Source organism: Lysobacter antibioticus HS124 (assembly GCF_000336385.2).
In the GTDB taxonomy this organism is placed as follows: Bacteria; Pseudomonadota; Gammaproteobacteria; order Xanthomonadales; family Xanthomonadaceae; genus Lysobacter; species Lysobacter firmicutimachus.
Map to the genome: position 1 here is coordinate 1 of NZ_HG424467.1, position 21,321 is coordinate 21,321.

Below are 21,321 nucleotides of genomic sequence, written 5' to 3' on the forward strand. Positions count from 1 at the left end.
CCTTGGACAAAGAAAGTGACCCGGCCGCTTGCGGACGGAAGCTTTGCTTTGGAGTTTTGGGGCTTTGGAGCTTCAGAGACCTGAGAACGATAAACGCCGCGAGACCGCAAGAGCGCGGTCGCGGCTTACGCCGCTCCTACAGGGGGCAAAGGGCAAAGACGCGGCGAGAGTGAAGCATGGCGGTCGCGACTTGCGTCGCTCCTACCCCGCGAGGGTGTCGGGCTTCGATCGACGGCGAAGAGGTTGGTTCTTCTGCGCGTCCCGGGGGCGCGGCTTACGCCGCTCCTACAGGGGGTCGCTGTCGTCGAGTACGGCCTGCGGGTGACGGGCGCGCCATTGCGCCAAAGTGTCGGCGCAGTGCGCGGGAATCACCCACGCCTGCGGATGCTCGCGCTGGAAGCGCACCAGCTTTCGCACCGTGTCGCGATAAGCCGCCCCATCGTCCACCGCCAGCCAGCGCGTCAGCCAGGGCAGTTCGACCTCGCGCTGCAATTGCTCGCGACGCCAGAATGCGTCCGCGGCAAGCAGCGCCCGCTCCCCCTCGACGGTGCGCAAGGCCAGACCGATCTGCCCGCGCGCATGGCCCGGCAAGGACACCACGGCTACGCTGCCGTCGTCGAACAGATCCCAGCCCAATCCGAGACCGGCCAGATCCCCGTCGAGCGCGCGTGCGCCGCGCTCGTCCAGGCATTGCAGGCGCGCGGCGAAGTCCGCCGGCAGCAATTCCTTCCAGATCTGCGCGTGCAGCAGGCCGAACCAGCCGCCGCGCCGGACCTGGCGCCAGGCCTCGGCGTGGACCACGAACCGGGCGTTGGCGAATGGCGCCAACCCGCCGATGTGATCGGGGTGAAAATGGCTCAGCACCACCGTGCCGATATCGGCGCAACGCAGGCCGCGCTGTTGCAGCAGACTGGCCGCGTCGGTGTGCGCCGCCGAGCAGGCGTGGATCACATGCCGGTAGATCCGGCGCAGGCCGCGGCGCATCGCCGCGCGCGCGGCGGCGCCGTAACCGCAGTCGAACAGGACCGCGCCGTGGCGCGGATGTTCGATCAGGGCCCAGCCGGCCGGGAAGCGCAGCACCGGTCCGCCGCCCAGGCCGAGGTGGCGCGGCGACGCGCAGCTATGGCCGGACACGCCGAGGCTGAGCGCGACCCCGGCGCTCACCGCCGCGGTTCCTTGCGCGCCAGTTCGGCCAGGGTCCGGTTCAAGGCCTCGTCCATGCCAACGCGCGGACGGTACCCGAGCTCGGTACGGGCGCGGCCGATGTCCAAGGTCATGTCCACGCTCAGTAGTTCGATGCCGTAACGCAGCAGCGGCGGCTCGCGATCCGGACGCAGGCGGCGGTAGCCGGCCTCGACCGCGCTGGCCAGCGCCAGCACCAACGGCCGCGGCAGGCGCCGCTGTGGGCGCGGCAGCGACAGCGCGTCGGCGAGACGATCGATCACGCTCCAGATCCGCACCGGCTCGCCGTTGCTGATGTTGTACACGCGGCCGGCCAGGCGCCAGGACGCATCCATCGCCAGCACGATCGCGTCGACCGCGTTGTCGACATAGGTCAGGTCGACCTCGCAGTCCTCGGCGCCGAGGCGCGGCAGGCGGCCGCGACGCAGCGCATCGGCCAGGCGCGGCAGGATCGCGCTGTCGCCGGGACCGAAGATCGCCCGCGGCCGCAACGCGATCGCGGCCACTCCGCCGGCGGCGCAGCGCGCCAGCAACCGTCGTTCGGCGATCAGCTTGGTCGCGGCATAGTCGTTCACCGCGCGCGCCGGCAGCGGCTGGTCTTCGCGGATGTTCCGATGCGGACGGCCGTCGTGATAGATGCCCGGGGTGGAGATGTGGACCAAGCGGCGCACCTGATGAGCGACGCAGGCCTCGGCGACATGCTCGCTGGCGTCGACGTTGGCGGCGACGAAATCGGCGCGCCGGCCCCAGGGGCTCGACAACGCGGCCGCATGGACGACGATGTCGGCGCCGCGCAGCACGCGATGCACCGCCGCGGCGTCGGTCAGGTCGAGCGCGGCGAATTCGACGCCCTGCGCCTGCAGCGCGCGGCCGCGCACCGCGTCGCGGCCGAGGCCCAACACCCGGTCCCAGGGCCGGGCCGCAGCCAGATGGCGCGCCAAGGCGCCGCCGAGGAACCCGGTGGCGCCGGTGACGACGATGCGGCGCGGCGCGCTCATGCCCGCCGCTCCGACGCATGAACCGCGTACGAGCGCCGGAGTCGGTTCGTCTTCGACGCCGGCATGTCAGTAGGTCAACGTCATGCCGACGCCGGACAGACCGGCGCCGGTGCCGAGCAACACGCCGCGTTCGCCGCGGCGGATCGCGCCTTCGCGCACGCCCTGTTCCAACGCCAGCGGAATCGAAGCGGCGATGCAGTTGCCGGTCTGCTCCAGCGTGCGCACCAGGCGCGCGCCTTCGAAGCCGATCTGCTCGATCACCTCCAGCGCCGCTCGGCTGGCCTGGTGGCTGACCACCCAACGCAGCTCGCGCCGCGCCTGACGGTCTTCCAGCGCCAAAGCGCGCATCACGTGCGGGACCAGGCGGATGCCGCTGCGCAGCGCGGCCGGCCCCTGCATGCTGAAGTACGCGTCCTCCGGCCGGGTCGACGCGCCCAACGGCGGCCGCCAACTGCCGCCGCCGCGCAAGGTGGTCAGCTCCACGCCTTCGCCCAGCGTGCGCCAGGCGACGCGATGGATGCGGCTGGGGCAGTCGTCCGGCGCGCGCTCCAGTACCGCCGCCGCAGCGCCGTCGCCGAACAGCGTGCAGACCTCGGCGTCGGCGAAGCTCAATCCGACCGAGGCGATCTCGCTGCTGACCACCAAGGCGCGTTCGATCCGGCCGTGATGGATGCGCTCGGCCGCCAGCTCCATCGCGGCGACGAAACTCAGGCAGGTCGCATGCACCGACAAGGCCGGAATGCCCGAACGGCCGAGTCCGAGTTCGCGCTGCAATAGCGGCCCGCCGTCGGGAATCGCGCGCTCGGCCGAGCCGGAGGCGTTGACGATCAGGTCGACCTGCTCCGGTGCGATGCCGGCGCGCTCGCAGGCCTCATGCGCGGCCTGCGCTCCCATCCAACTGGCGCGCTCGCGCTCGGGTTCGGCCCAATGGCGAAAAGCCACGCCGCTGTACTGCAGAGCCCAACCGTCCGGCAAGCCCGCGCGCGCCTCGATTTCGGCGCTGGCGACGCGGCGCTGCGGCAGATAGCGGCCGAGCCCGGCGATTCGCACCCGCCAATCCAGGTCGGGGCCGGCGCCGCGGCGGCGGATCGCGCCGCCCGCATCGGAAGCCAAGTCCGGATTCGATTCGCTGTCCCTGTTCTGGATATCACTCATCGCGATGCAGTATGAGCCCTGCATCGCGGTTTGCCGATACGCGCCAGCGGCGTCGCGCCCCTGGCCGAGCGCGCGCGGATCGCCCATGCTCGACATCCGTTCCCCTTCCGTCGCCGCCCTTTGTCCGCGATCGCCGCCTCGCCGCCCGCCGTTCTGCCCTGGCCGCAGCGCCTCGCCGTCGTGCTCGCGGCGACCGCGCTCGGCGCCGTGGTGTACCTGGGCATCAATGCGCACCCCTGGCGCCTGCCGGCGAGCCTGCCGCGCACCGTGGTGGACGATGCGATCGGTTGGCGGGCCTGGGCGATCTGGCCGTACTGGGCGATGTTGCTGACCGGGCCGGCACTGGCGTTGGCGATCCGCGAACGCGCGCTGTTCTACGCCACCCTGCGCGCCTTCGCTCTCGCCGCCGGGCTCAACGCGGCGATCTGGCTGGCCTGGCCGACCCGGATCGCGCGACGAGCGCTGCCGGAGGGGCTCGATGCCTGGACCCAGGCCGCCTGGCGCGCGTTGTACGCACTGGACGCGCCGCACAACTGTTTTCCCTCCGGTCACATCACCGTGCCGGCGGTGGCCGCGGTCGGTTTCGCCTTGCAGTATCCGCGCGCCCGGCCCGCCGCCGCGCTGGGCCTGGCCGCGCTGGCGCCGAGCGTGGTCGCCACCGGCCAGCACTACGCCTGGGACGTCGCCGGCGGCCTGGCGACCGCGACCCTGGGTCTCTTGCTCGCCGGGGCGCCCTCGTGGCGATCTGTCGCTCCCCCCGCCGTCATCTGCCGCTGAAGGACGCCGCCATGCCCGCTCCCCCGCCCCCTTCCGGCAAGCCCTCGCGCGATGCGGTCGGTTTCTGGTTCCTCGGCCTCGGCCTGCTCGGCCTGGTGCGTTCGCTGATGCGCGCCAACCGCAACGGCAGCTTCGACGCCGATGCGATCACCCTGCTGTGGCTGATCGGTTCGATCCTGCTGACCGCGATGGGCGCGCTGCGGCTGTGGCGCAGCTGGCGCGAGGGCCGTCCGCCGCGCGCCTGAACCGCGCGGCTTTGCGAAAACCCGGCGACAGGCGCAAGCTTTTACACCCCATTCGCAGCCCTTGCGCGCACCGCCCCGGTCTCATGCCCGCCCGAACCGCTTCCGAATTCGCCCTCGACCCCGCCGACAGCGAGCGCCTGGCCAACCTCAACGGCCCGTTCGACGGTCACCTGCGCATGATCGAACTGCGCCTGGGCGTGGAAATCGCCAATCGCGGCAACGTGTTCCGCATCGACGGCCCGCTGGCCGCGGTCGGCAAGACCGAAAAACTGCTGCGCAGCCTGTGGCGGGAAGCGGCCGAGCAGACCCTGGACGAGAACGCGATCCACCTGGCGCTCAGCGAAGCCGGCGTCGAACAGGTCGTCGCCGACGACATCGAGCCGCAGGAGGTCGCGATCCGGGTCAAGCGCGGCACCATCCGCGGTCGCGGCGCCAATCAGGCCAAGTACCTGCACGCCATCGCCACCCACGACATCAACTTCGGCATCGGCCCGGCCGGCACCGGCAAGACCTTCCTGGCCGTGGCCAGCGCGGTCGAAGCCCTGAACGAAGCACGGGTGCAGCGCCTGATCCTGGTGCGTCCCGCGGTCGAGGCCGGCGAGAAGCTCGGCTTCCTGCCCGGCGACCTGACCCAGAAAGTCGACCCCTATCTGCGCCCGCTGTACGACGCCCTGTACGAAATGCTCGGGGTGGAGAAAGTGGTCAAGCTGCTGGAAAAGAACGTCATCGAGATCGCGCCGCTGGCCTATATGCGCGGCCGCACCCTCAACGACGCCTACGTGATCCTCGACGAAGCGCAGAACACCACCATCGAGCAGATGAAGATGTTCCTGACCCGCATCGGCTACGGCAGCACCGCGGTGGTCACCGGCGACCTGACCCAGATCGACCTGCCCAAGCACCAAAAATCCGGGCTCAAGGACGCGCTGGACGTGCTGCGCAACGTCAACGGCATCAGCTTCACTTTCTTCGAGGCCAAGGACGTGGTCCGCCATCCCCTGGTCGCGCGCATCGTCAACGCTTACGACGCGCGCGACGCCAAGGACGCCGAGACCGGGCCCTCGGCCTGATCCGGCCGGGTGCCCGCGGGTCGGCGCTTCCGCTCGCGGCACCCCGGCAGCTCTCATCGCGAAGCCCCGCACTCCATGCAGCGAACGCCGTAATGACCCAAGGCCCCGTCCGACTCGATGTCACCGTCAACTATGCGATGCCGCGCAAAGGCCTGCCGGCCGCGACCAGCTTCCGCAAGTGGGTCGCGGCGGCGCTGGCCGGACGCATCCGCGAAGCCGATCTGGCGATCCGCCTGGTCGACAGCAAGGAAGGCCGCGCGCTCAACCGCCACTATCGCGGCCGCGACTACGCCACCAACGTGCTCAGCTTTCCCGCCGACCTGCCCGAAGGCCTGCCGGAGGGCGTGCGCCTGCCGCTGCTCGGCGACCTGGTGATCTGCCCCCCGGTGGTCGCCCGCGAAGCGCGCGAGCAGAAGAAAGCGCTCAACGATCACTACGCCCACCTGACCGTGCATGGCGTCCTGCACCTGCTCGGCTGGGACCACGAGGACGAGCGCGAGGCCGAGTGCATGGAGCAACTCGAGCGCGAGATCCTCGCCGGGCTCGGCATCGCCGATCCGTACCGCGAGTAAGCGCGTTACGGACGCAGGCGGATCAAGCGCGCCATCCCTTCCGTCCTTGCCCGTGTCAGCCGGCACATTCGTCCGGGCAAAGTTCCGACATCCGCGCCCGGAAAATCCGACCCCGCGTCGCGCCGGGCGCCGATGCCCGCCGGCGTTGCCGCAACCGACACTGAGCGCCTCTTCCAGGAGGAATGCTCATGCGCCGGATGCGCGGGATCACATTGATCGAGGTCGCGATCGCACTGACGATCGGCTTCCTGCTGTTCGGTTTCGCCGTACCGGCCATGCACCAGGCCGTGGCCCGCACCCGCATCGGCCACGCCCAGCTGGCCTTGGCCGAGAGTTTCCTGCATGCCAATCGGGTCGCCGTCGCCACCGGCAGCGCCACCGTGATCTGCCCTGCGCCGCAAGACGGCGGCTGCCGCGCCAGCACCGACTGGAGCGCAGGCTGGCTGGTGTTCGCCGACGTCGACGGCGACCGCCGCTACGGCCCCAGCGACACCCTGATCCAACGTCGGCGCGCGCTCGCCGGCGACATTCGCCTGCTCAGCACCGCCGGCCGCACCCGCATCGTATTCCAGCCCGAGGGCGACGCCGCCGGCTCCAACCTGACCTTCACCCTGTGCTCGCGCGGCGCCGGACAGGCGGGCCTGCTGGTGCTGTCCAACCCGGGCCGGGTGCGCCTGGATGCCGCCAGCGCCGCCCAGACGGCGGCCTGCCGGTACGGACCCGGCTGACCCGCTCGGCGGCCTCGCGCGCCGATGCGGCGCGTGACCGACAGCGCAGTCCGCGCCCGCCGCGCCCGCCGGGACCGCCCGCACCGGACCGTGCCGCGGCGACGGGCGGAACGCGGCGGCAGGGCGGACGGCGATCCTGCCACCGTCCCCTACGACCTTCCGGGTTAGACTTGGCGTACGGCCCTCCCCCCGGGGGCACGGTTCATGAATCGAATGTCCGAGGACGACAGTAGTAGCACCCACGCGCCGGAACACCATGAGAAACGGCGCTCCTGGCTCGACCGCATCAGTTCCGCGCTGTCGGGCGAACCCAGTTCCCGCGAAGACCTGGTCGAATTGCTGCGCGATGCGCAATCCGACGGGCTCATCGCCGCCGACACCCTGCGGATGATGGAAGGCGCGATCGCCGTGTCCGACCTGACCGTCGGCGACGTGATGATCCCGCGCTCGCAGATGGTCGCCCTGCCGGCCGACGCCAAGTTCCTCGACCTGATGAAACTGGTGGTCGAATCCGGTCACTCGCGCTTCCCCGTCCATGGCGAAGACAAGGACGAGATCCTCGGCATCCTGCTGGCCAAGGACCTGCTGCGCGGCGTGGTCGCCGACAACGGCCCCGGCACCATCCACGAGTTGCTGCGGCCGGCGGTGCTGATCCCGGAGTCCAAGCGCCTGGACGTGCTGCTGCGCGAGTTCCGCCAATCGCGCAACCACATGGCGATCGTGATCGACGAGCACGGCGGCGTCGCCGGCCTATTGACCATCGAGGACGTGCTGGAGCAGATCGTCGGCGAGATCGACGACGAGCACGACGATGCCGAAGACCCGAACGCGCTGATCGCGGCCCAGGCCGACGGCCAGTACGTGGTCGACGCGTTGACCCCGATCGCCGACTTCAACGAGCGCTTCGGCGCCGATTTCGACGACGACGAGTACGACACCATCGGCGGCCTGATCACCGCCGCGATCGGCCACCTGCCCGAAGCCGGCGAGGAGCTGACCTTGGACCGCTTCGTATTCCGCGTCGCCAGCGCCGATGCGCGCCGGGTGCACGCCTTCCACGTCGGCGTGCTCGGCAACGGCTGAACCATCGCGGCCGGTGCTCGCGCCGGCCGCCGCATCGATAGCCCCCGAATGCCGCCCCGCCGCGCGCGGTCCGCCGAGCATTGCGCGTCCGCGCGTGTCCGTGGCCGCCGGCGATCCGGCCGGGCCCGGGAGCGGACACGCGCGCAGGCGCTCGAGCGCGCCCGCCGGCCTCGGCTCCGGTCGAAGGTAGATGCGGCCTCGACGCCATATCCCGCGCGATCCGGCCCGACCGGAGCCTGCGCCGACCGGGCGCCGCCGAGGCCTGTTTACAATGGCCGCCACTCGCCCCGCTGGACCAGGCCGCCCGCCCGTGACCGCATTCCCCCGTTTCGTCCGGCTCTACGCCCTCGCCGCCCTGCTGCTCTTTTCCGCCTTCGTACACGCCGCACCGGCGCCGGCGCCGGCCCACGCCGCCGGCGCCAGGCCGCCGCGGATCGGCATGGTCACCATGCAGCCGGGCGAAGAGTTCTGGTCGCGCTTCGGCCACGACGCCCTGGTGGTGCTGAATCCGGACAGCGGCGAGGCCATTTCGTACAACTTCGGCTACTTCGACCCCAGCGAACCCAACTTCGTCCAGCGCTTCGTCCGCAACGACATGCGCTATCGCCTGCTGGCGTTGCCGTTCGACGCCGACATGTCGCAGTACGCGCACGAAGGCCGCGGGGTGAGCGTGCAATGGCTGGACCTGACCCCGGCGCAGGCGCGCGAGTTGGCCGAGGCGTTGCGCATCAACGCCCTGCCGGAGAATTCTTACTACCGCTACCAGTACTTCGACGACAACTGCGCCACCCGCGTGCGCGACGCGATCGACCGCGCGATCGGCGGCGAACTGCGCCGCCAGACCGAAGGCCGCTCGCACGGCAACACTCTGCGCAGCGAAGCGCTGCGGTTGTCTTCGCCAGAGCCGTGGATGTGGGTCCTGCTCGATGTGATGATGGGCCCCAAGGCCGATTTGCCGGTGCCGGTATGGACCGAGTCCTACGTGCCGGGCCGGCTGGCCGCGGCCCTGCGCGAGGTCAAAAATCCGCAGGGCCGGCCGCTGGTGGCCGAAGAACGCAGCCTGCTGCCGCACCAGATCTCGCCCGAGCCCGAAGGCCGGCCGCTGCCGTGGTGGCCCTGGGCCCTGGCCGGACTGGCGTTGGGCGCGGCGCTGGCCTGGATCGGCGACCGCAGCCCACGCGTGCTCGCCTTCGCCGCGTTGCCGTTGTGGGGCGCGCTCGGCGCAGTCGGTGCGGTGCTGGTCTATGCCTGGGCCGGCACCGGCCACGACTACATCTGGGCCAACCGCAACCTGCTGCTGTTCAACCCCTTGTGCCTGCTGCTGTGGCTGGGCGGTCTGCGCGCGCTGTTCGGCCGCGAGACCGGCTCGGTCTTCGTATGGCTGACCGCGCTGGTGGCCCTGTGCGCGCTGGCGGCGCTGTTCCTGTACTGGTTGCCGGTGTACCCGCAGCGCAATCTGCATTGGATCGCGCTGTGGCTGCCGATCCACATCGGGCTGTGGCTGGGCTTCCGCAAAGCCGCCCGACTGCGCCTGGCCTGAGGCTTGCCCGTGCCGGCCGCGGCGGGCAGGATGCCGGCATGACCACGCCCGCCCTGCCCCAATGCGTCATCAACGCGGCCGCTTACGACCGCAACGGCAAACGCCGCGACATCGGCCTGGACGAGATCAGCGACGTGCTCGCGGTCGACGACGGCAGCTTCGTCTGGGTCGGCCTGTACGAGCCCGATGAAGGCATCCTGGAAAAGCTGCAGGAAGAGTTCTGCCTGCACGACCTGGCGGTGGAGGACGCGCACAACGCGCACCAGCGGCCGAAGATCGAGTCCTACGGCAACTCGCTGTTCATCGCCATCCATACCGCGCAGAAGATCGACAACCGGATCCGCTTCGGCGAGACCCACATGTTCGTCGGCCCCCGCTACCTGGTCACCGTGCGCCACGGCGCCTCGGTCAGCTACAAGAATGCGCGGGCAAGAATGGAGCGCGAGCCCGACCTGCTCGAACACGGCCCCGGCGCGGCGCTGTACTCGGTGCTCGACAGCGTGGTCGACAACTTCATGCCGATCGTCGAGGGCTTCACCCTGGAGCTCAACGAGTTGGAGAAGGACATCTTCGCCGAGGATTTCCGCAAGGACACCGTGCAGGAGCTGTACGACCTCAAGCGCGAGCTGACCCGGCTGCGCATGGCGGTGTCGCCCTTGCAGGACATCCTCGGCCAGCTCGCGCGTTCGCGCGGCGGGCTGATCGACGAGGAAATCCAGCTGTATTTCCGCGACGTCCTCGACCACGCCGTGCGCATCAACGAAACCACCGACACCCTGCGCGAGATGCTGACCACCGCGGTCAGCGTCAACCTGTCGCTGGTGACCGTACGCCAGGGCGAGATCGTCAAACGCCTCGGCGCCTGGGCGGCGCTGCTGGCCGCGCCGACCCTGATCGCCAGTTGGTACGGCATGAACTTCACCCACATGCCGGAGCTGGCCGGGCAGTGGAGCTACGCCATCCTGATCGGGACGGTGGCCGTGGTCTGCATCGTGTTGTACTTCGGCTTCAAGCGGGCGAAGTGGTTGTAGGGCGCGGTAAGGGCGAACAGCAACCTCCCCTGCCCCGTTTTTCAAAGGGGGGACAACAAAAGCAGCGGTAACTTCAAAACGACGACAACGACGGCGGCTAGGGCGGCGGCAGGCGCAGATAACGCCAACTGCTTATGCGCCAACTCGTGCGGCGAACCACAACTCACCGCGGTACGCCGCAACGCGCTGCAGCGCGCGACAATTCGCCTCCTTTGAAAAAGGCGGCGGGCGCCTGAGGCGGCACGAAGTCCGGCGGCTCCAGCGGCGCCGGGATTTGCTTCGGCTTTGGGGCGCTTTGGCTTGGCCTTGGCTTCGCCCTCGCCGCACAGAGCCCGTCCAACCCATCATCGGCGCTCCCCGCCGCCCGAAACCGCATCGCCGACGCGCCGAGTCGCCCCCTAAGACCAAAGTATCAGCCGTGTTTGCGGCACTGCGCATTGACCCGTGCCGTCCCGGGGGCGACCCTTCCAAGGGTCAAACTGGGAGGCTCGTCATGAAAGGTGGTCTCGGCAAATTGGGCTGGGCGGCCCTCGCAGTCCTCGGGGCGTTCTGCCTCGGCACCATCGCGCTGCGTCGCGGCGAACACATCAATGCGCTGTGGATCGTGGTCGCGGCGGTGTCGATCTACTTGGTCGCCTATCGCTACTACTCGCTGTTCATCGCCGACAAGGTGATGCAGCTCGACCCGACCCGCGCCACGCCGGCGGTGATCCACAACGACGGGCTCGATTACGTCCCGACCAACAAGCACGTGCTGTTCGGCCATCACTTCGCCGCCATCGCCGGCGCCGGCCCATTGGTCGGTCCGGTGCTCGCCGCGCAGATGGGTTATCTGCCCGGTCTGCTGTGGCTGATCGTCGGCGTGGTGTTGGCCGGTGCGGTGCAGGACTTCATGGTCCTGTTCGTCTCCAGCCGCCGCAACGGCCGCTCGCTCGGCGACCTGGTGCGCGAAGAAATGGGCCGCGTGCCCGGCACCATCGCCCTGTTCGGCGCGTTCTTGATCATGATCATCATCCTCGCGGTGCTGGCGATGATCGTGGTCAAAGCCCTGGCCGAAAGCCCCTGGGGCATGTTCACGGTGATGGCGACGATTCCGATCGCGGTGCTGATGGGCGTGTACATGCGCTACATCCGCCCGGGCAAGATCGGCGAGATCTCGATCGTCGGCCTGGTCCTGCTGTTGGCGGCGATCTGGTACGGCGGCAAGGTCGCGGCCGATCCGGTCTGGGGCCCGGCCTTCACCTTCACCGGCACTCAGATCACCTGGATGCTGATCGGCTACGGCTTCGTCGCCGCGGTGCTGCCGGTGTGGCTGGTACTGGCGCCGCGCGACTACCTGTCGACCTTCCTCAAGATCGGCACCATCGTCGGCCTGGCTATCGGCATCTTCATCGTCATGCCCGACCTGCGCATGCCGGCGCTGACCCAGTTCACCGACGGTACCGGCCCGGTGTGGAAGGGCGGGCTGTTCCCGTTCCTGTTCATCACCATCGCCTGCGGCGCGGTGTCCGGCTTCCACGCCCTGATCTCCTCCGGCACCACGCCCAAGCTGCTCGCGAACGAATCGCACATGCGCTACATCGGCTACGGCGGCATGCTGATGGAGTCCTTCGTCGCGATCATGGCCTTGGTCGCCGCCTCGGTGATCGACCCAGGCGTCTACTTCGCCATGAACAGCCCGGCCGCCCTGGTCGGCAGCGACGTGCAGACGGTGTCGCAGACCATCAGCAGTTGGGGGTTCAGCGTCACTCCCGACGTGCTGGAAGCCACCGCCAAGGACATCGGCGAGCACACCATCCTCGCCCGCGCCGGCGGCGCGCCCACGCTCGCGGTCGGCATCGCCCAGATCCTGCACAACGTGCTGCCGGGCGAGAACACGATGGCGTTCTGGTACCACTTCGCGATCCTGTTCGAGGCCTTGTTCATCCTCACCGCGGTCGACGCGGGCACGCGCGCCGGCCGCTTCATGCTGCAGGACCTGCTGGGCAGCTTCGTGCCGGCGCTGCGCCGCACCGAGGCCTGGGGGCCGAACCTGCTCGCCACCGCGGGCTGCGTCGCGCTGTGGGGCTACTTCCTGTACCAGGGCGTAGTCGATCCGCTCGGCGGCATCAACACGCTGTGGCCGCTGTTCGGCATCGCCAACCAGATGCTGGCCGGCATCGCCCTGATGCTGTGCACGGTGGCGCTGTTCAAGCTCAAGCGCGACCGCTACGCCTGGGTCACCATCGTGCCGACCGTGTGGCTGCTGATCTGTACCAGCGCCGCCGGCCTGATCAAGATCTTCGACGGCAACCCGGCGGTCGGCTTCCTCGCCCAGGCCAACAAGTACAGTGCCGCGATCGCCAAGGGCGAAGTCACCGCGCCGGCCAAGAGCATCGAGCAAATGCAGCAGATCATGGTCAATAGCTACGTCAACACCGGCCTGACCGCGCTGTTCCTGTTCGTGGTGTTCAGCGTGCTGGTGTATTCGGTTGGCGCCATCCTCAAGGCCCGCGCCAACCCGCAGCGCAGCGACCGCGAATCGCCCTACGTGGCTTTGAAGCCGCACGAAATGGGGAACCTCTGACATGGGCACCGCACTCGTTCCCGCCAGCCAGTACCAGCTGTACAAGCGCACCTGGCGCCGCCTGGTGCAGACCGCGCGGCTGTGCTGCGGGGTGCCGGACTACGACAACTATGTCCGTCATCTGATGGAGAAGCACCCGGAGCGGCCGATTCCCGACTACGCGACCTTCTTTCGCGAGCGCCAGGAGGCGCGCTACGGCGGCGGGCGGTTCGGTTGCTGTTGAGCCGCTGCGACGCGATCTACAGAAAACGCGAAGGGCCGCCTCCGGGCGGCCCTTGCTTTTGCGACGTTCTTTTTGCGGCGTTGCCGCTCCCCCTGTAGGAGCGGCGCAAGCCGCGACAACCGAAGCGGTGCGATACCACGCCACCGACCGCAGCCGATGATCGCGGAGATTCGCTTCGGACACCGCGCTCGCGTACGTCGCGTCTCCTGTCGTGCCTTATGACCGGAGGAAACCCCTGCGGGACGCCGCTGCTACAGGGGCATTCAAACCGGCGCGGCGCCGGCCAGCGAGCGCAGGGTGACCCCGACCACGTAAGCCAGGCCGGTGCCGGTCGCATAGCCCAGCGCGCCGAGCAAGGCGCCGACCGGCGCCAGCGAAGGATGGAAGGCCGAGGCCACCACCGGCGCCGAGGCCGGGCCGCCGATGTTGCTCTGCGAGCCGATCGCGAAATAGAACAGCGGCACCCGCAGCAGACCCCCCACGCCCCACAGGATCAGGATGTGCACGGCGATCCAGATCAGCCCCAGCGCGAACAGCCAGGGCTTGTCGAGCAAGGCCAGGATGTCCATCTGCAGGCCGATGCAGGCGATCAGGAAGTACAGCAGCAGGCTGCCGATCTTGGACGCGCCCGCGCCTTCCAGCTCGCGCGCGCGGGTGAAGCTCAACGCCAGGCCGGCGAAGGTGGACACCGCCACCACCCAGAAGAACGGCTCGTGCAGGCTGACCGTGCGCGCCCAGGACACGTTGGCGCCGAACCAGGCCGACAGCGGCGCGGCGACCGCGTGCGCCAGGCCGACCACGCCGAAGGCGATGCCGACGATCATCGCCAGGTCGGTCAGGCTGGCCACGCGCTGGTGCTGGGCCTGGAAACTCTCGATACGGCGCTTGAGCTCCTCGATGCCGCGGGTGTCCGCGCCGCTGCGCGCATCGATCCCCTGGGCGCGGCTGGCGAGGAAGATCAGCACCGCCATCCACACATAGCCGACGCCGACGTCGACCACCGCGAACTGGCCGAAGGTGGTCGCATCGACCTGGAAGATCTCCTTCATCGCCAGCATGTTGGCGCCGCCGCCGATCCAACTGCCGGCCAGCGCGGCCATGCCGCCCCAGGTGTCGCCGGCCACGGTTTCCGGGTGCAGCGCGCGCATGGCCAGGAACGCGACCACCGCGCCGAGCATCACGCTCAGCGAGGACACCGCATACATGACCAGCAGCTTGGGGCCGAGCTTGAGCACGCCCTTGAGGTCGATGGTCAGGGTCAGCAGCACCAGCGCGCCGGGCAGCAGCACGCGGCTGGCGACCGGGTTGTAGAGCTTGGTGTTCTGGCCGTCGACCAGGCCGATGGTGTTGTAGATGCCGGGAATGAAGTAGCACAGCAGCAGGGCCGGAACGAAGGTGTAGAACTTCTTCCAGAAACCGGTCTGCCGCGAGGAAGTCCAAAACACCGCGCCGAGGGTGGCGGCGATCAGGCCGAGGACGACGATGTCGTTGCTGATGAGCGCCGTGCGGGCGGGTTCTTGCATGCCGGACTTCTCTGGGCTTGGGTGACCCCGCTTTTACTTCGGATCGGCGGCCGCGGGCAAGGGCCGGCGGTGTTGAGGCACGGGTTCAGGCGGCGCCTGTCGCCCGAAGCCCTGTAGGAGGGGCGCAAGCCGCGACCGCGAAACCTGGCTTGCGTCGCAGGTGCGATGTCGCGGCCGCTTGCGACCGCAGCCCCCCCCTTGGGACACAGCGCCTACGGTCGAGTACCCGGCGACGACGATATCCGATGCAAAAAAGAAGGCCGCCCGAAGGCGGCCTTCTTTTGGTCTGCGCGACGCTTACTGGCCGATGTGCTTCTTCAGCCAGGCGTTGACCGTGTCGTGCCACTGCACGCTGTTGTGCGGCTTGAGCACCCAGTGGTTCTCGTCCGGGAAGTACAGGAACTGGGATTCGATGCCCTGGCGCTGCAGCGCGGTGAACACGCCGATGCCCTGCTCGACCGGAATGCGGAAGTCCTGCTGGCCGTGGATCACCAGCATCGGCACCTTCCAGTCCTTCACATGGTTGACCGGGTTGAACTTCTCGTAGCTGGCCGGCTTGTCGTACGGCGTGCCGCCCTGCTCCCACTCGGTGAACCACAGCTCTTCGGTGGCGTAGCCCATCATGCGCTGGTCGAACACGCCGTCGTGGCTGACCAGGCACTTCCAGGGCTGCGGCCAGTTGCCGGCGATCCAGTTGACCATGAAGCCGCCGTAAGACGCGCCCAGCGCGCAGGCCTTGTCGCCGTCGAGGAAGGGGTACTTCTTCTGCGCCGCGGCCCAGCCCTTCTGCAGGTCTTCCAGCGGACGGTCGCCCCAGTGCTGGCTGATCGCGTCGGTGAAGGCTTGGCCGTAACCGGTCGAGCCGTGGAAATCGATCATCACCACCGCATAGCCCTGGCCGGCATAGGTCTGCGGGTTCCAGCGGTAGCTCCAGCCGTTGCCGAAGCTGCCCTGCGGGCCGCCATGGATCAGGAACGCGACCGGGTACTTCCGGCCTTCCTGGTAGTTCCACGGCTTGACCACGTAGCCGTACACCGTGTCGCCGTTCCAGCCCTTGAAGTCGAACTGTTCGAAATCGCCGAACTTGACCCCGGGCAGCAGCTCCGACGCGCTCGGCGTGATCGCGCGCTGCGGCGCGCCGTCGAGACCGCCGACGAAGATCTGGTCGCCGCTCTTGAGGCTGTTGCGGGTGAAGGCCAAGGTCTTGCCGGCCAACGCGACCGAGCCGACCGAGCCGTCGCCGATCAGCAAGGTCGCCTTGCCGCTGGCGATGTCGACGCCGAACAGCGGCTGCTGGCCGAGGTCTTCGGTGGTGGTGTAGATGCTCTTGCCGTCGCCGGACAAGACGATGCCGGAAGCCGAACGGTCCCATTGCGGCGCAATCTCGCGCGCTTTGCCGCTGGCCAGGTCGAGCGCCATCAGGCCGAAACGGTCGGCCTCGAAGCCCGGGCGCTTCATCGCACGGTAGTAAAGCGTCTTGCCGTCGGCGCTGAACACCGCGCCGGTGTCCCAGGCGGGATTCGCAGCGGTCAGGTTCTTGGCCGGGCCGCCGTCGGCGCCGACCTGGTACAGATCGAAATTGGTCGACCACGGCTCCTTGGCATCGGCCTGGCGCGCGCTGAACACCAGCGAGCGGCCGTCCGGCGCCCAGGTGTATTCGCTGCTGTCGCCGAACGGGCGCGAGGGCACGTCGCCGTTCACTTCGCCGCTGACCAGCTTGACGCTGGATACGGTCTTGCCGGCGGCCGGCAGCTCGGCGACGAACAGCCGGTTCAGGCGACCGTCGTTCCAGGCGTCCCAGTGACGGATGAACATCCGGTCGAAGACCTTGCCGGTGGCTTTGTTCTTCTCAGCCGCGTCGAGCTTCTTCTTGCTGCAGGCCAGATCGGCGGCGCAGTCGGGATAGGCCTCGGCGTTGAAGGCGACACGCTTGCCGTCGGGCGAGATCTGGAAGCCGCCGACGTCGCCGTCGAAGGCGGTGATCTGCTTCGGCGTGCCGCCACTCAGCGGCAACGAATACAGCTGCGAGCTGCCGTTCTTGCTGCTGAGGAAGTACACGCTCTTGCCGTCCGGCGCGAACGCCGGCGAGTTGACGTTCCAGCCTTCCGGGCTCAGGCGCTTGGGCGGCGCGGCGTCGCGCGCGAACAAGTCTTCGATCCACAGCGAAGTGGTCGATTTGTTGGCGGCGAAGTCGACGCTGCGCTTGGCGAACACCAGTTGGCGGCCGTCGGGCGACAGCGTCGGCGAGGAGAAGCGGTCCATGCTGGCCAGATCGCGGATCTGCAGTCCCTGCGGCGCCGCCGGGGTGAGCGAGAAAGCCGGCGCGGATGCGCAGGCCAGGGTCAGGGCCAGCGGCAGGAGAGCGTGGCGTGGCGTCATGGCGAACCTCTGAGCGTGATCGATACGGGGACGGCGGCGCCGCGCGCGGCCGGGCTTGCGGAATCGGAACGGAAACGCGACGGCCCGGCATCGCTGCCGGGCCGTCGCCTGGAACTTACGCCTGCGGCACCGCCGCGTTCTTGCTGCTGCGGTAGAACAGCCACACCACCGCAGCCAGAACGGCCAGACCGACCAGCGAACCGAAGTGGAACTGCTCCGGCAGCGCCAACACCTCGCGGTTGCTGGTGATCACGATCGGGAAGGCGATGGCGATGCCCATCAGCGCCTCGCCGGTGATCAAACCGGCGGCGAACAGGGTGCCCGGACGGTGCACACGGTCGCTTTCCTCTTCGCTGCTGTTCGCGGTCAGGCCGCGACGGCGGCCGACGATGTGCGACAGCAGGCCGCCGAGGAAGATCGGCACCATCAGCTCCAACGGCAGGTAGATGCCGATCGCCGCGGCCAGCACCGGCACGCGGAACTTGGCTTTGCGCGACTTCAGCCATTCGTCGAAAGCGATGATGAGCGCGCCGATGCCGGCGCCGATGCCGATCATCGTCCACGGCAGCTCGCCGCCGAACAGCCCCTTGGCCACCGAAGCCATCAGCGTCGCCTGCGGCGCCGCCAGCGCGTTGGGATGCTCCGGCGTCGGCGCGCCGATGCCGTAGGCGGCGGACAGCAGGTTCAGCACCGGCGCCATGATCAGCGCGCAGGAGAACGCGCCGATGCCCAGCATCAGCTGCTGCTTCCACGGCGTGGCGCCGACGATGTAGCCGGCCTTGAGATCCTGCAGGTTGTCGCCGCCGACCGCGGCCGCGCAGCACACCACCGCGCCGATCATGATCGCGGCGACCGCGCCGATCGGCGAGTCGCGCCCCAGCATCAGCACCAGCACCGCTGAGGCGAACAGGATGGTGGAGATGGTGATGCCCGAGACCGGGTTGTTGGACGAACCGATCAGGCCGGCCAGATAGGCCGACACCGACACGAACAGGAAGCCGGCGACGATCATGATGACGGTCATCGGCACGCTGACGAACCAGTTGCCGACGATAGCCTGGTACAGCAGCAACAGCGGCAGCACGAAGCCGACCAGGGCGACCAGCATCCACTTCATCGGCAGGTCGCGGTCGGTCTCGGCGACGTCGCCGGCCGCCGCGCTCTTGCGCGCCGCGGCCAAGCCGCTCTTGACGCCCGACAGCAGCGACTTGCGCAGCGAGAACAGGGTCCACACGCCGCCGATCAGCATGGTGCCGACGCCGAGGTAACGCACCTTCGCCGACCAGATCGCGCCGCCGATGTCGGCTGCGCTGCCGCCGGCGATGCGCGCCGCCAGGGCCGGATCGGAGTCGAGGAAGAACATGTGGTAGATCGGAATCGCGAACTGCCAGGACAGGATCGAACCCGACACGACCACGATGCCGACATTGAGGCCGACGATGTAGCCCACGCCGATCAACGCCGGCGACAGGTTGGTGCCCATGTAGCCCAGGTACTTGCCCATGAAGCCGGAGATCACCGCGTTGTCGGGGATCAGCTTCATGCCGCTTTCGGCGGCGAGCTTGAGCACCGCGCCGATGCCGCCGGCCAGGCCGAGGATCTTCATGCCGGGGCCCGGGTTCTCGCCGGCCTTGAGCACCTCGGCCGCGGCCTTGCCTTCGGGGAAGGGGAGCGGGTCTTCGACGATCATCGAGCGCCGCAGCGGCACCGAGAACAGCACGCCGAGCAGGCCGCCGAGGCCGGCGATGGCCAGCACCCAGGAATAACGGAAGTCGTTCCAGTAGCCCAGGATCACCAAGGCCGGGATGGTGAAGATCACGCCGGCCGCGATCGACGAACCGGCCGACGCGCCGGTCTGGACGATGTTGTTCTCCAGGATGGTGCCGCCGCCGAGCAGGCGCAGCACCGCCATGGAGATCACCGCGGCCGGGATCGCGGTGGCGATGGTCAGGCCGGCGAACAGGCCCAGGTAGGCGTTGGCGGCGGCCAGGATCACCGCCAGGAAAATCGAGAGCGCGACGGCTCGGAAGGTCAATTGCTTCTGCGTTGCGGGCGATGCCATCGGCGTCTCCATCGCGGTAGGTCGGGCGGTAAGGCGGCGTATGGGCGGGTGGGGATCGCCGCCGGGCGGCGCCGCACAATCCGCCGATGATCGCATCCGCCGCGGGCGCCTGTAAAAGTGCAGTGCGGCAAAAAGCGTGATTGCGCAAACCTAGGCCGCGCCGCGGCAAAGCGGGGTTTTCCGCATTCATCGGGGAAAAGCGCGATCGCGCCCCGCCGCGGTGGGCCGCCCGGCACAGACGCCGTCCGCCGTAGCGACGGGCGCGCCGCCCGCTCCGGCCTATACTCGCGCTTCCCGGTACGGTCCGGCCCGGACCGGCCGGGACCGGGCTGATCCCACGAGAGGAACGTCCGCACGTGCCCGCCAGCCCCGCCCTGCCCGCCTCCGCCGCTTCGCGCGCCGACGAGTTCCTCGGCCATCCCAAGGGTCTGTACGTCTGCTTCTTCACCGAGATGTGGGAGCGCTTCTCCTTCTACGGCATGAAGGCGCTGTTGCTGCTGTACTTGCTCAAGTACCACCTGTTCGGCGACGACGCCGGCTACGACCTGATCGGCGCCTACGGCGGCCTGGTCTATGCCGTGCCGGTGATCGGCGGCCTGCTCGCCGACCGGTATCTGGGCATGCGCAAGGCGGTGGTGCTGGGCGGCGTGCTGCTGGTGCTCGGGCACCTGGGCATGGCCTACGAGGGCCATGCGGCGAAGATGGTGAACGGCGTGGCGGTGCGCGACGAGACCGCGTTGCAGGTGTTCTATCTGTCGCTGGCGTTGATCATCGCCGGAGTCGGCTTCCTCAAGCCGAACATCTCCACCATCGTCGGCCGGCTCTACGCCGAGAACGACCCGCGCCGCGATTCGGGCTTCACCCTGTTCTATGCCGGGATCAACGTCGGCGCGCTGTTCTCGGCCTTGATCTGCGCCTTCCTCGGCGAGACCTACGGCTGGAAGTACGGCTTCGGCGCCGCCGGCATCGGCATGGTGGCCGGCCTGCTGATGTTCCTGTGGGGCCAGCGCTATCTGCACGGCCATGCCGAACCGGCCGACCCGGCCAGGCTGCGCGAAACAGTCCGCGGCCTGTCGCGCGAGGCCTGGATCTACCTGGGCAGCGCCGCCGGCGTGCTGGCGCTGTGGGGCACCATCCAGCTGGCGTCGCAGGTCACCCTGCGCCTGGGCAGCCTCGACTTCACCGCCGCGCTGGGCATCATGCTGGCGACGCTGGCGGTGTTCCTGATCTGGTTCTTCGGCTTCATCGCCCGCCATTGCGGCCAGGTCGAACGCCAGCAGATGCTGGCCCTGGTGGTGCTGATCTTCGCGGTGCTGATCTTCTTCACCCTGTACGAGCAGACCTACGGCTCCTGGGTGACCTTCAACGATCGCCTGATGACCAAGGACATGTTCGGCCTGGCGGTCGGACAGTACGCGCCGACCCTGCCATGGTCGCTGTTCTCGATGGCGGCCAGCCCGCCGCTGATGGTCGCCGCCCTGGTCGCCAGCGACCGCGGACGCGACGGCCTGGCCAAAATCCTGGTGGCCGTGCTGGTGTTCGGCCTGGCTCTGGCGACCGCGCACGACGTGGTGCTGGTGCCGCAGACCGCCGGCTCGCTGACCTACCTGGGCGCGTTCTTCATCGTCGTGCTGGCGCCGTTGTTCTCCTGGCTGTGGCCGTGGCTGGCGCGGCGCGGGCGCAGCCCGGGCAAGCCGGTGACCATGGCCCTGGGGCTGGTCTTCGCCGGCCTGTCGTTCCTGCCGCTGGTGGCCGCGGCCGATATCGCCGCCGGCGGCGTCATGGCCAGCGTGTGGTACCTGGTCGCGGCGTATTTCATTCTCGAGGTCGGCGAAATGTGCCTGTCGCCGATCGGTCTGTCGGCGGTGACCCAGCTGTCGGTCGCGCGCGTGGTCGGCCTGATGATGGGCGCGTTCTGGCTGGCGACGGCCTTCTCGGAAGTGCTGGCCGCACAGTTGGCCAAGATCGCCTCGGTCGAGATTCCCGAAGGCGGCGCGATCGACATGGCCGCGGCCGCCGCCAAGTACGGCGAACTGTTCTCGATGCTGATGTGGCTGGGCGTCGGCTCCGGCGCCGTCTTCCTGCTGCTGGCGCCGCTGCTGCGGCGCTGGATGCATGGCGTGAAATGAGCGGGGCCGAACGAGGGAGAAGATGAGCGTAGAAGCGGCGGGCATGCGCGGCGGCGGA

The 21,321-nt window shown here is 69.0% G+C and carries 17 protein-coding genes; 11 read left to right on the forward strand and 6 right to left on the reverse strand.

What is annotated here, in order from left to right; genetic code table 11:
- Window positions 1–285: 285 nt before the first annotated feature.
- The 3 genes from TX83_RS06315 to TX83_RS06325 all read right to left on the reverse strand — a co-directional run bounded on the left by TX83_RS06315 (window position 286) and on the right by TX83_RS06325 (window position 3,422).
- Window positions 286–1,164, reverse strand: coding sequence for an MBL fold metallo-hydrolase (locus TX83_RS06315; RefSeq protein ID WP_064747091.1), 879 nt, complete (start codon window positions 1,162–1,164; stop codon window positions 286–288).
- Complete coding sequence (locus tag TX83_RS06320; RefSeq protein ID WP_064747092.1) at window positions 1,161–2,180, reverse strand: NAD-dependent epimerase/dehydratase family protein; 1,020 nt, start codon at window positions 2,178–2,180, stop codon at window positions 1,161–1,163. The genes TX83_RS06315 and TX83_RS06320 overlap by 4 nt, the downstream gene beginning before the upstream one ends.
- Window positions 2,181–2,246: 66 nt before the next feature.
- Window positions 2,247–3,422: a 3-oxoacyl-[acyl-carrier-protein] synthase III C-terminal domain-containing protein gene (locus tag TX83_RS06325; RefSeq protein ID WP_064747093.1), complete on the reverse strand. Its 1,176-nt coding sequence runs from the start codon at window positions 3,420–3,422 to the stop codon at window positions 2,247–2,249.
- A gap of 33 nt (window positions 3,423–3,455) precedes the next feature.
- On the opposite strand from TX83_RS06325, the gene TX83_RS06330 reads away from it, so the two are divergent.
- The 10 genes from TX83_RS06330 to TX83_RS06375 all read left to right on the forward strand — a co-directional run bounded on the left by TX83_RS06330 (window position 3,456) and on the right by TX83_RS06375 (window position 13,170).
- The gene (locus TX83_RS06330) at window positions 3,456–4,112 is read left to right on the forward strand and encodes a phosphatase PAP2 family protein (protein ID WP_141233394.1); all 657 of its coding nucleotides are present in this window, start codon (window positions 3,456–3,458) and stop codon (window positions 4,110–4,112) included.
- 11 nt (window positions 4,113–4,123) lie between these two features.
- Window positions 4,124–4,357, forward strand: coding sequence for a hypothetical protein (locus tag TX83_RS06335; RefSeq protein ID WP_064747095.1), 234 nt, complete (start codon window positions 4,124–4,126; stop codon window positions 4,355–4,357).
- Window positions 4,358–4,440: 83 nt separating this feature from the next.
- Window positions 4,441–5,427: a PhoH family protein gene (locus TX83_RS06340; RefSeq protein ID WP_064747096.1), complete on the forward strand. Its 987-nt coding sequence runs from the start codon at window positions 4,441–4,443 to the stop codon at window positions 5,425–5,427.
- A 92-nt stretch (window positions 5,428–5,519) separates the two neighbouring features.
- Window positions 5,520–5,999: an rRNA maturation RNase YbeY gene (ybeY, locus tag TX83_RS06345; protein ID WP_064747097.1), complete on the forward strand. Its 480-nt coding sequence runs from the start codon at window positions 5,520–5,522 to the stop codon at window positions 5,997–5,999.
- Window positions 6,000–6,187: 188 nt separating this feature from the next.
- The gene (locus tag TX83_RS06350) at window positions 6,188–6,727 is read left to right on the forward strand and encodes a GspH/FimT family pseudopilin (protein WP_186442534.1); all 540 of its coding nucleotides are present in this window, start codon (window positions 6,188–6,190) and stop codon (window positions 6,725–6,727) included.
- A 213-nt stretch (window positions 6,728–6,940) separates the two neighbouring features.
- Window positions 6,941–7,810, forward strand: a complete 870-nt coding sequence (locus TX83_RS06355; RefSeq protein ID WP_064747099.1) for an HlyC/CorC family transporter — start codon at window positions 6,941–6,943, stop codon at window positions 7,808–7,810.
- Between the two features lie 271 nt (window positions 7,811–8,081).
- Window positions 8,082–9,350, forward strand: a complete 1,269-nt coding sequence (locus TX83_RS06360; protein ID WP_064747100.1) for a DUF4105 domain-containing protein — start codon at window positions 8,082–8,084, stop codon at window positions 9,348–9,350.
- Between the two features lie 38 nt (window positions 9,351–9,388).
- Window positions 9,389–10,381 (forward strand): magnesium/cobalt transporter CorA, encoded by a 993-nt coding sequence (corA, locus tag TX83_RS06365; protein WP_064747101.1) that lies wholly within the window; start codon window positions 9,389–9,391, stop codon window positions 10,379–10,381.
- A 493-nt stretch (window positions 10,382–10,874) separates the two neighbouring features.
- Window positions 10,875–12,947 carry a carbon starvation CstA family protein gene (locus TX83_RS06370; protein WP_064747102.1) on the forward strand — a complete coding sequence of 691 codons (2,073 nt, stop codon included), beginning with the start codon at window positions 10,875–10,877 and terminating at the stop codon, window positions 12,945–12,947.
- A 1-nt stretch (window position 12,948) separates the two neighbouring features.
- Window positions 12,949–13,170: a YbdD/YjiX family protein gene (locus TX83_RS06375; RefSeq protein WP_064747103.1), complete on the forward strand. Its 222-nt coding sequence runs from the start codon at window positions 12,949–12,951 to the stop codon at window positions 13,168–13,170.
- Between the two features lie 263 nt (window positions 13,171–13,433).
- On the opposite strand, the gene TX83_RS06380 is transcribed toward TX83_RS06375, so the two are convergent.
- From TX83_RS06380 to TX83_RS06390, 3 genes are all read right to left on the reverse strand, one after another.
- Window positions 13,434–14,693, reverse strand: a complete 1,260-nt coding sequence (locus TX83_RS06380; RefSeq protein WP_064747104.1) for a DUF819 domain-containing protein — start codon at window positions 14,691–14,693, stop codon at window positions 13,434–13,436.
- Between the two features lie 297 nt (window positions 14,694–14,990).
- Window positions 14,991–17,072 carry an alpha/beta hydrolase family protein gene (locus tag TX83_RS06385; protein ID WP_064747105.1) on the reverse strand — a complete coding sequence of 694 codons (2,082 nt, stop codon included), beginning with the start codon at window positions 17,070–17,072 and terminating at the stop codon, window positions 14,991–14,993.
- A 115-nt stretch (window positions 17,073–17,187) separates the two neighbouring features.
- Complete coding sequence (locus tag TX83_RS06390) at window positions 17,188–19,134, reverse strand: OPT family oligopeptide transporter (RefSeq protein ID WP_064747117.1); 1,947 nt, start codon at window positions 19,132–19,134, stop codon at window positions 17,188–17,190.
- Window positions 19,135–19,490: 356 nt separating this feature from the next.
- Between TX83_RS06390 and TX83_RS06395 the strand changes: the two genes are divergently transcribed.
- Window positions 19,491–21,263: a peptide MFS transporter gene (locus tag TX83_RS06395; RefSeq protein WP_064747106.1), complete on the forward strand. Its 1,773-nt coding sequence runs from the start codon at window positions 19,491–19,493 to the stop codon at window positions 21,261–21,263.
- The last annotated feature ends 58 nt before the right edge of the window (window positions 21,264–21,321 follow it).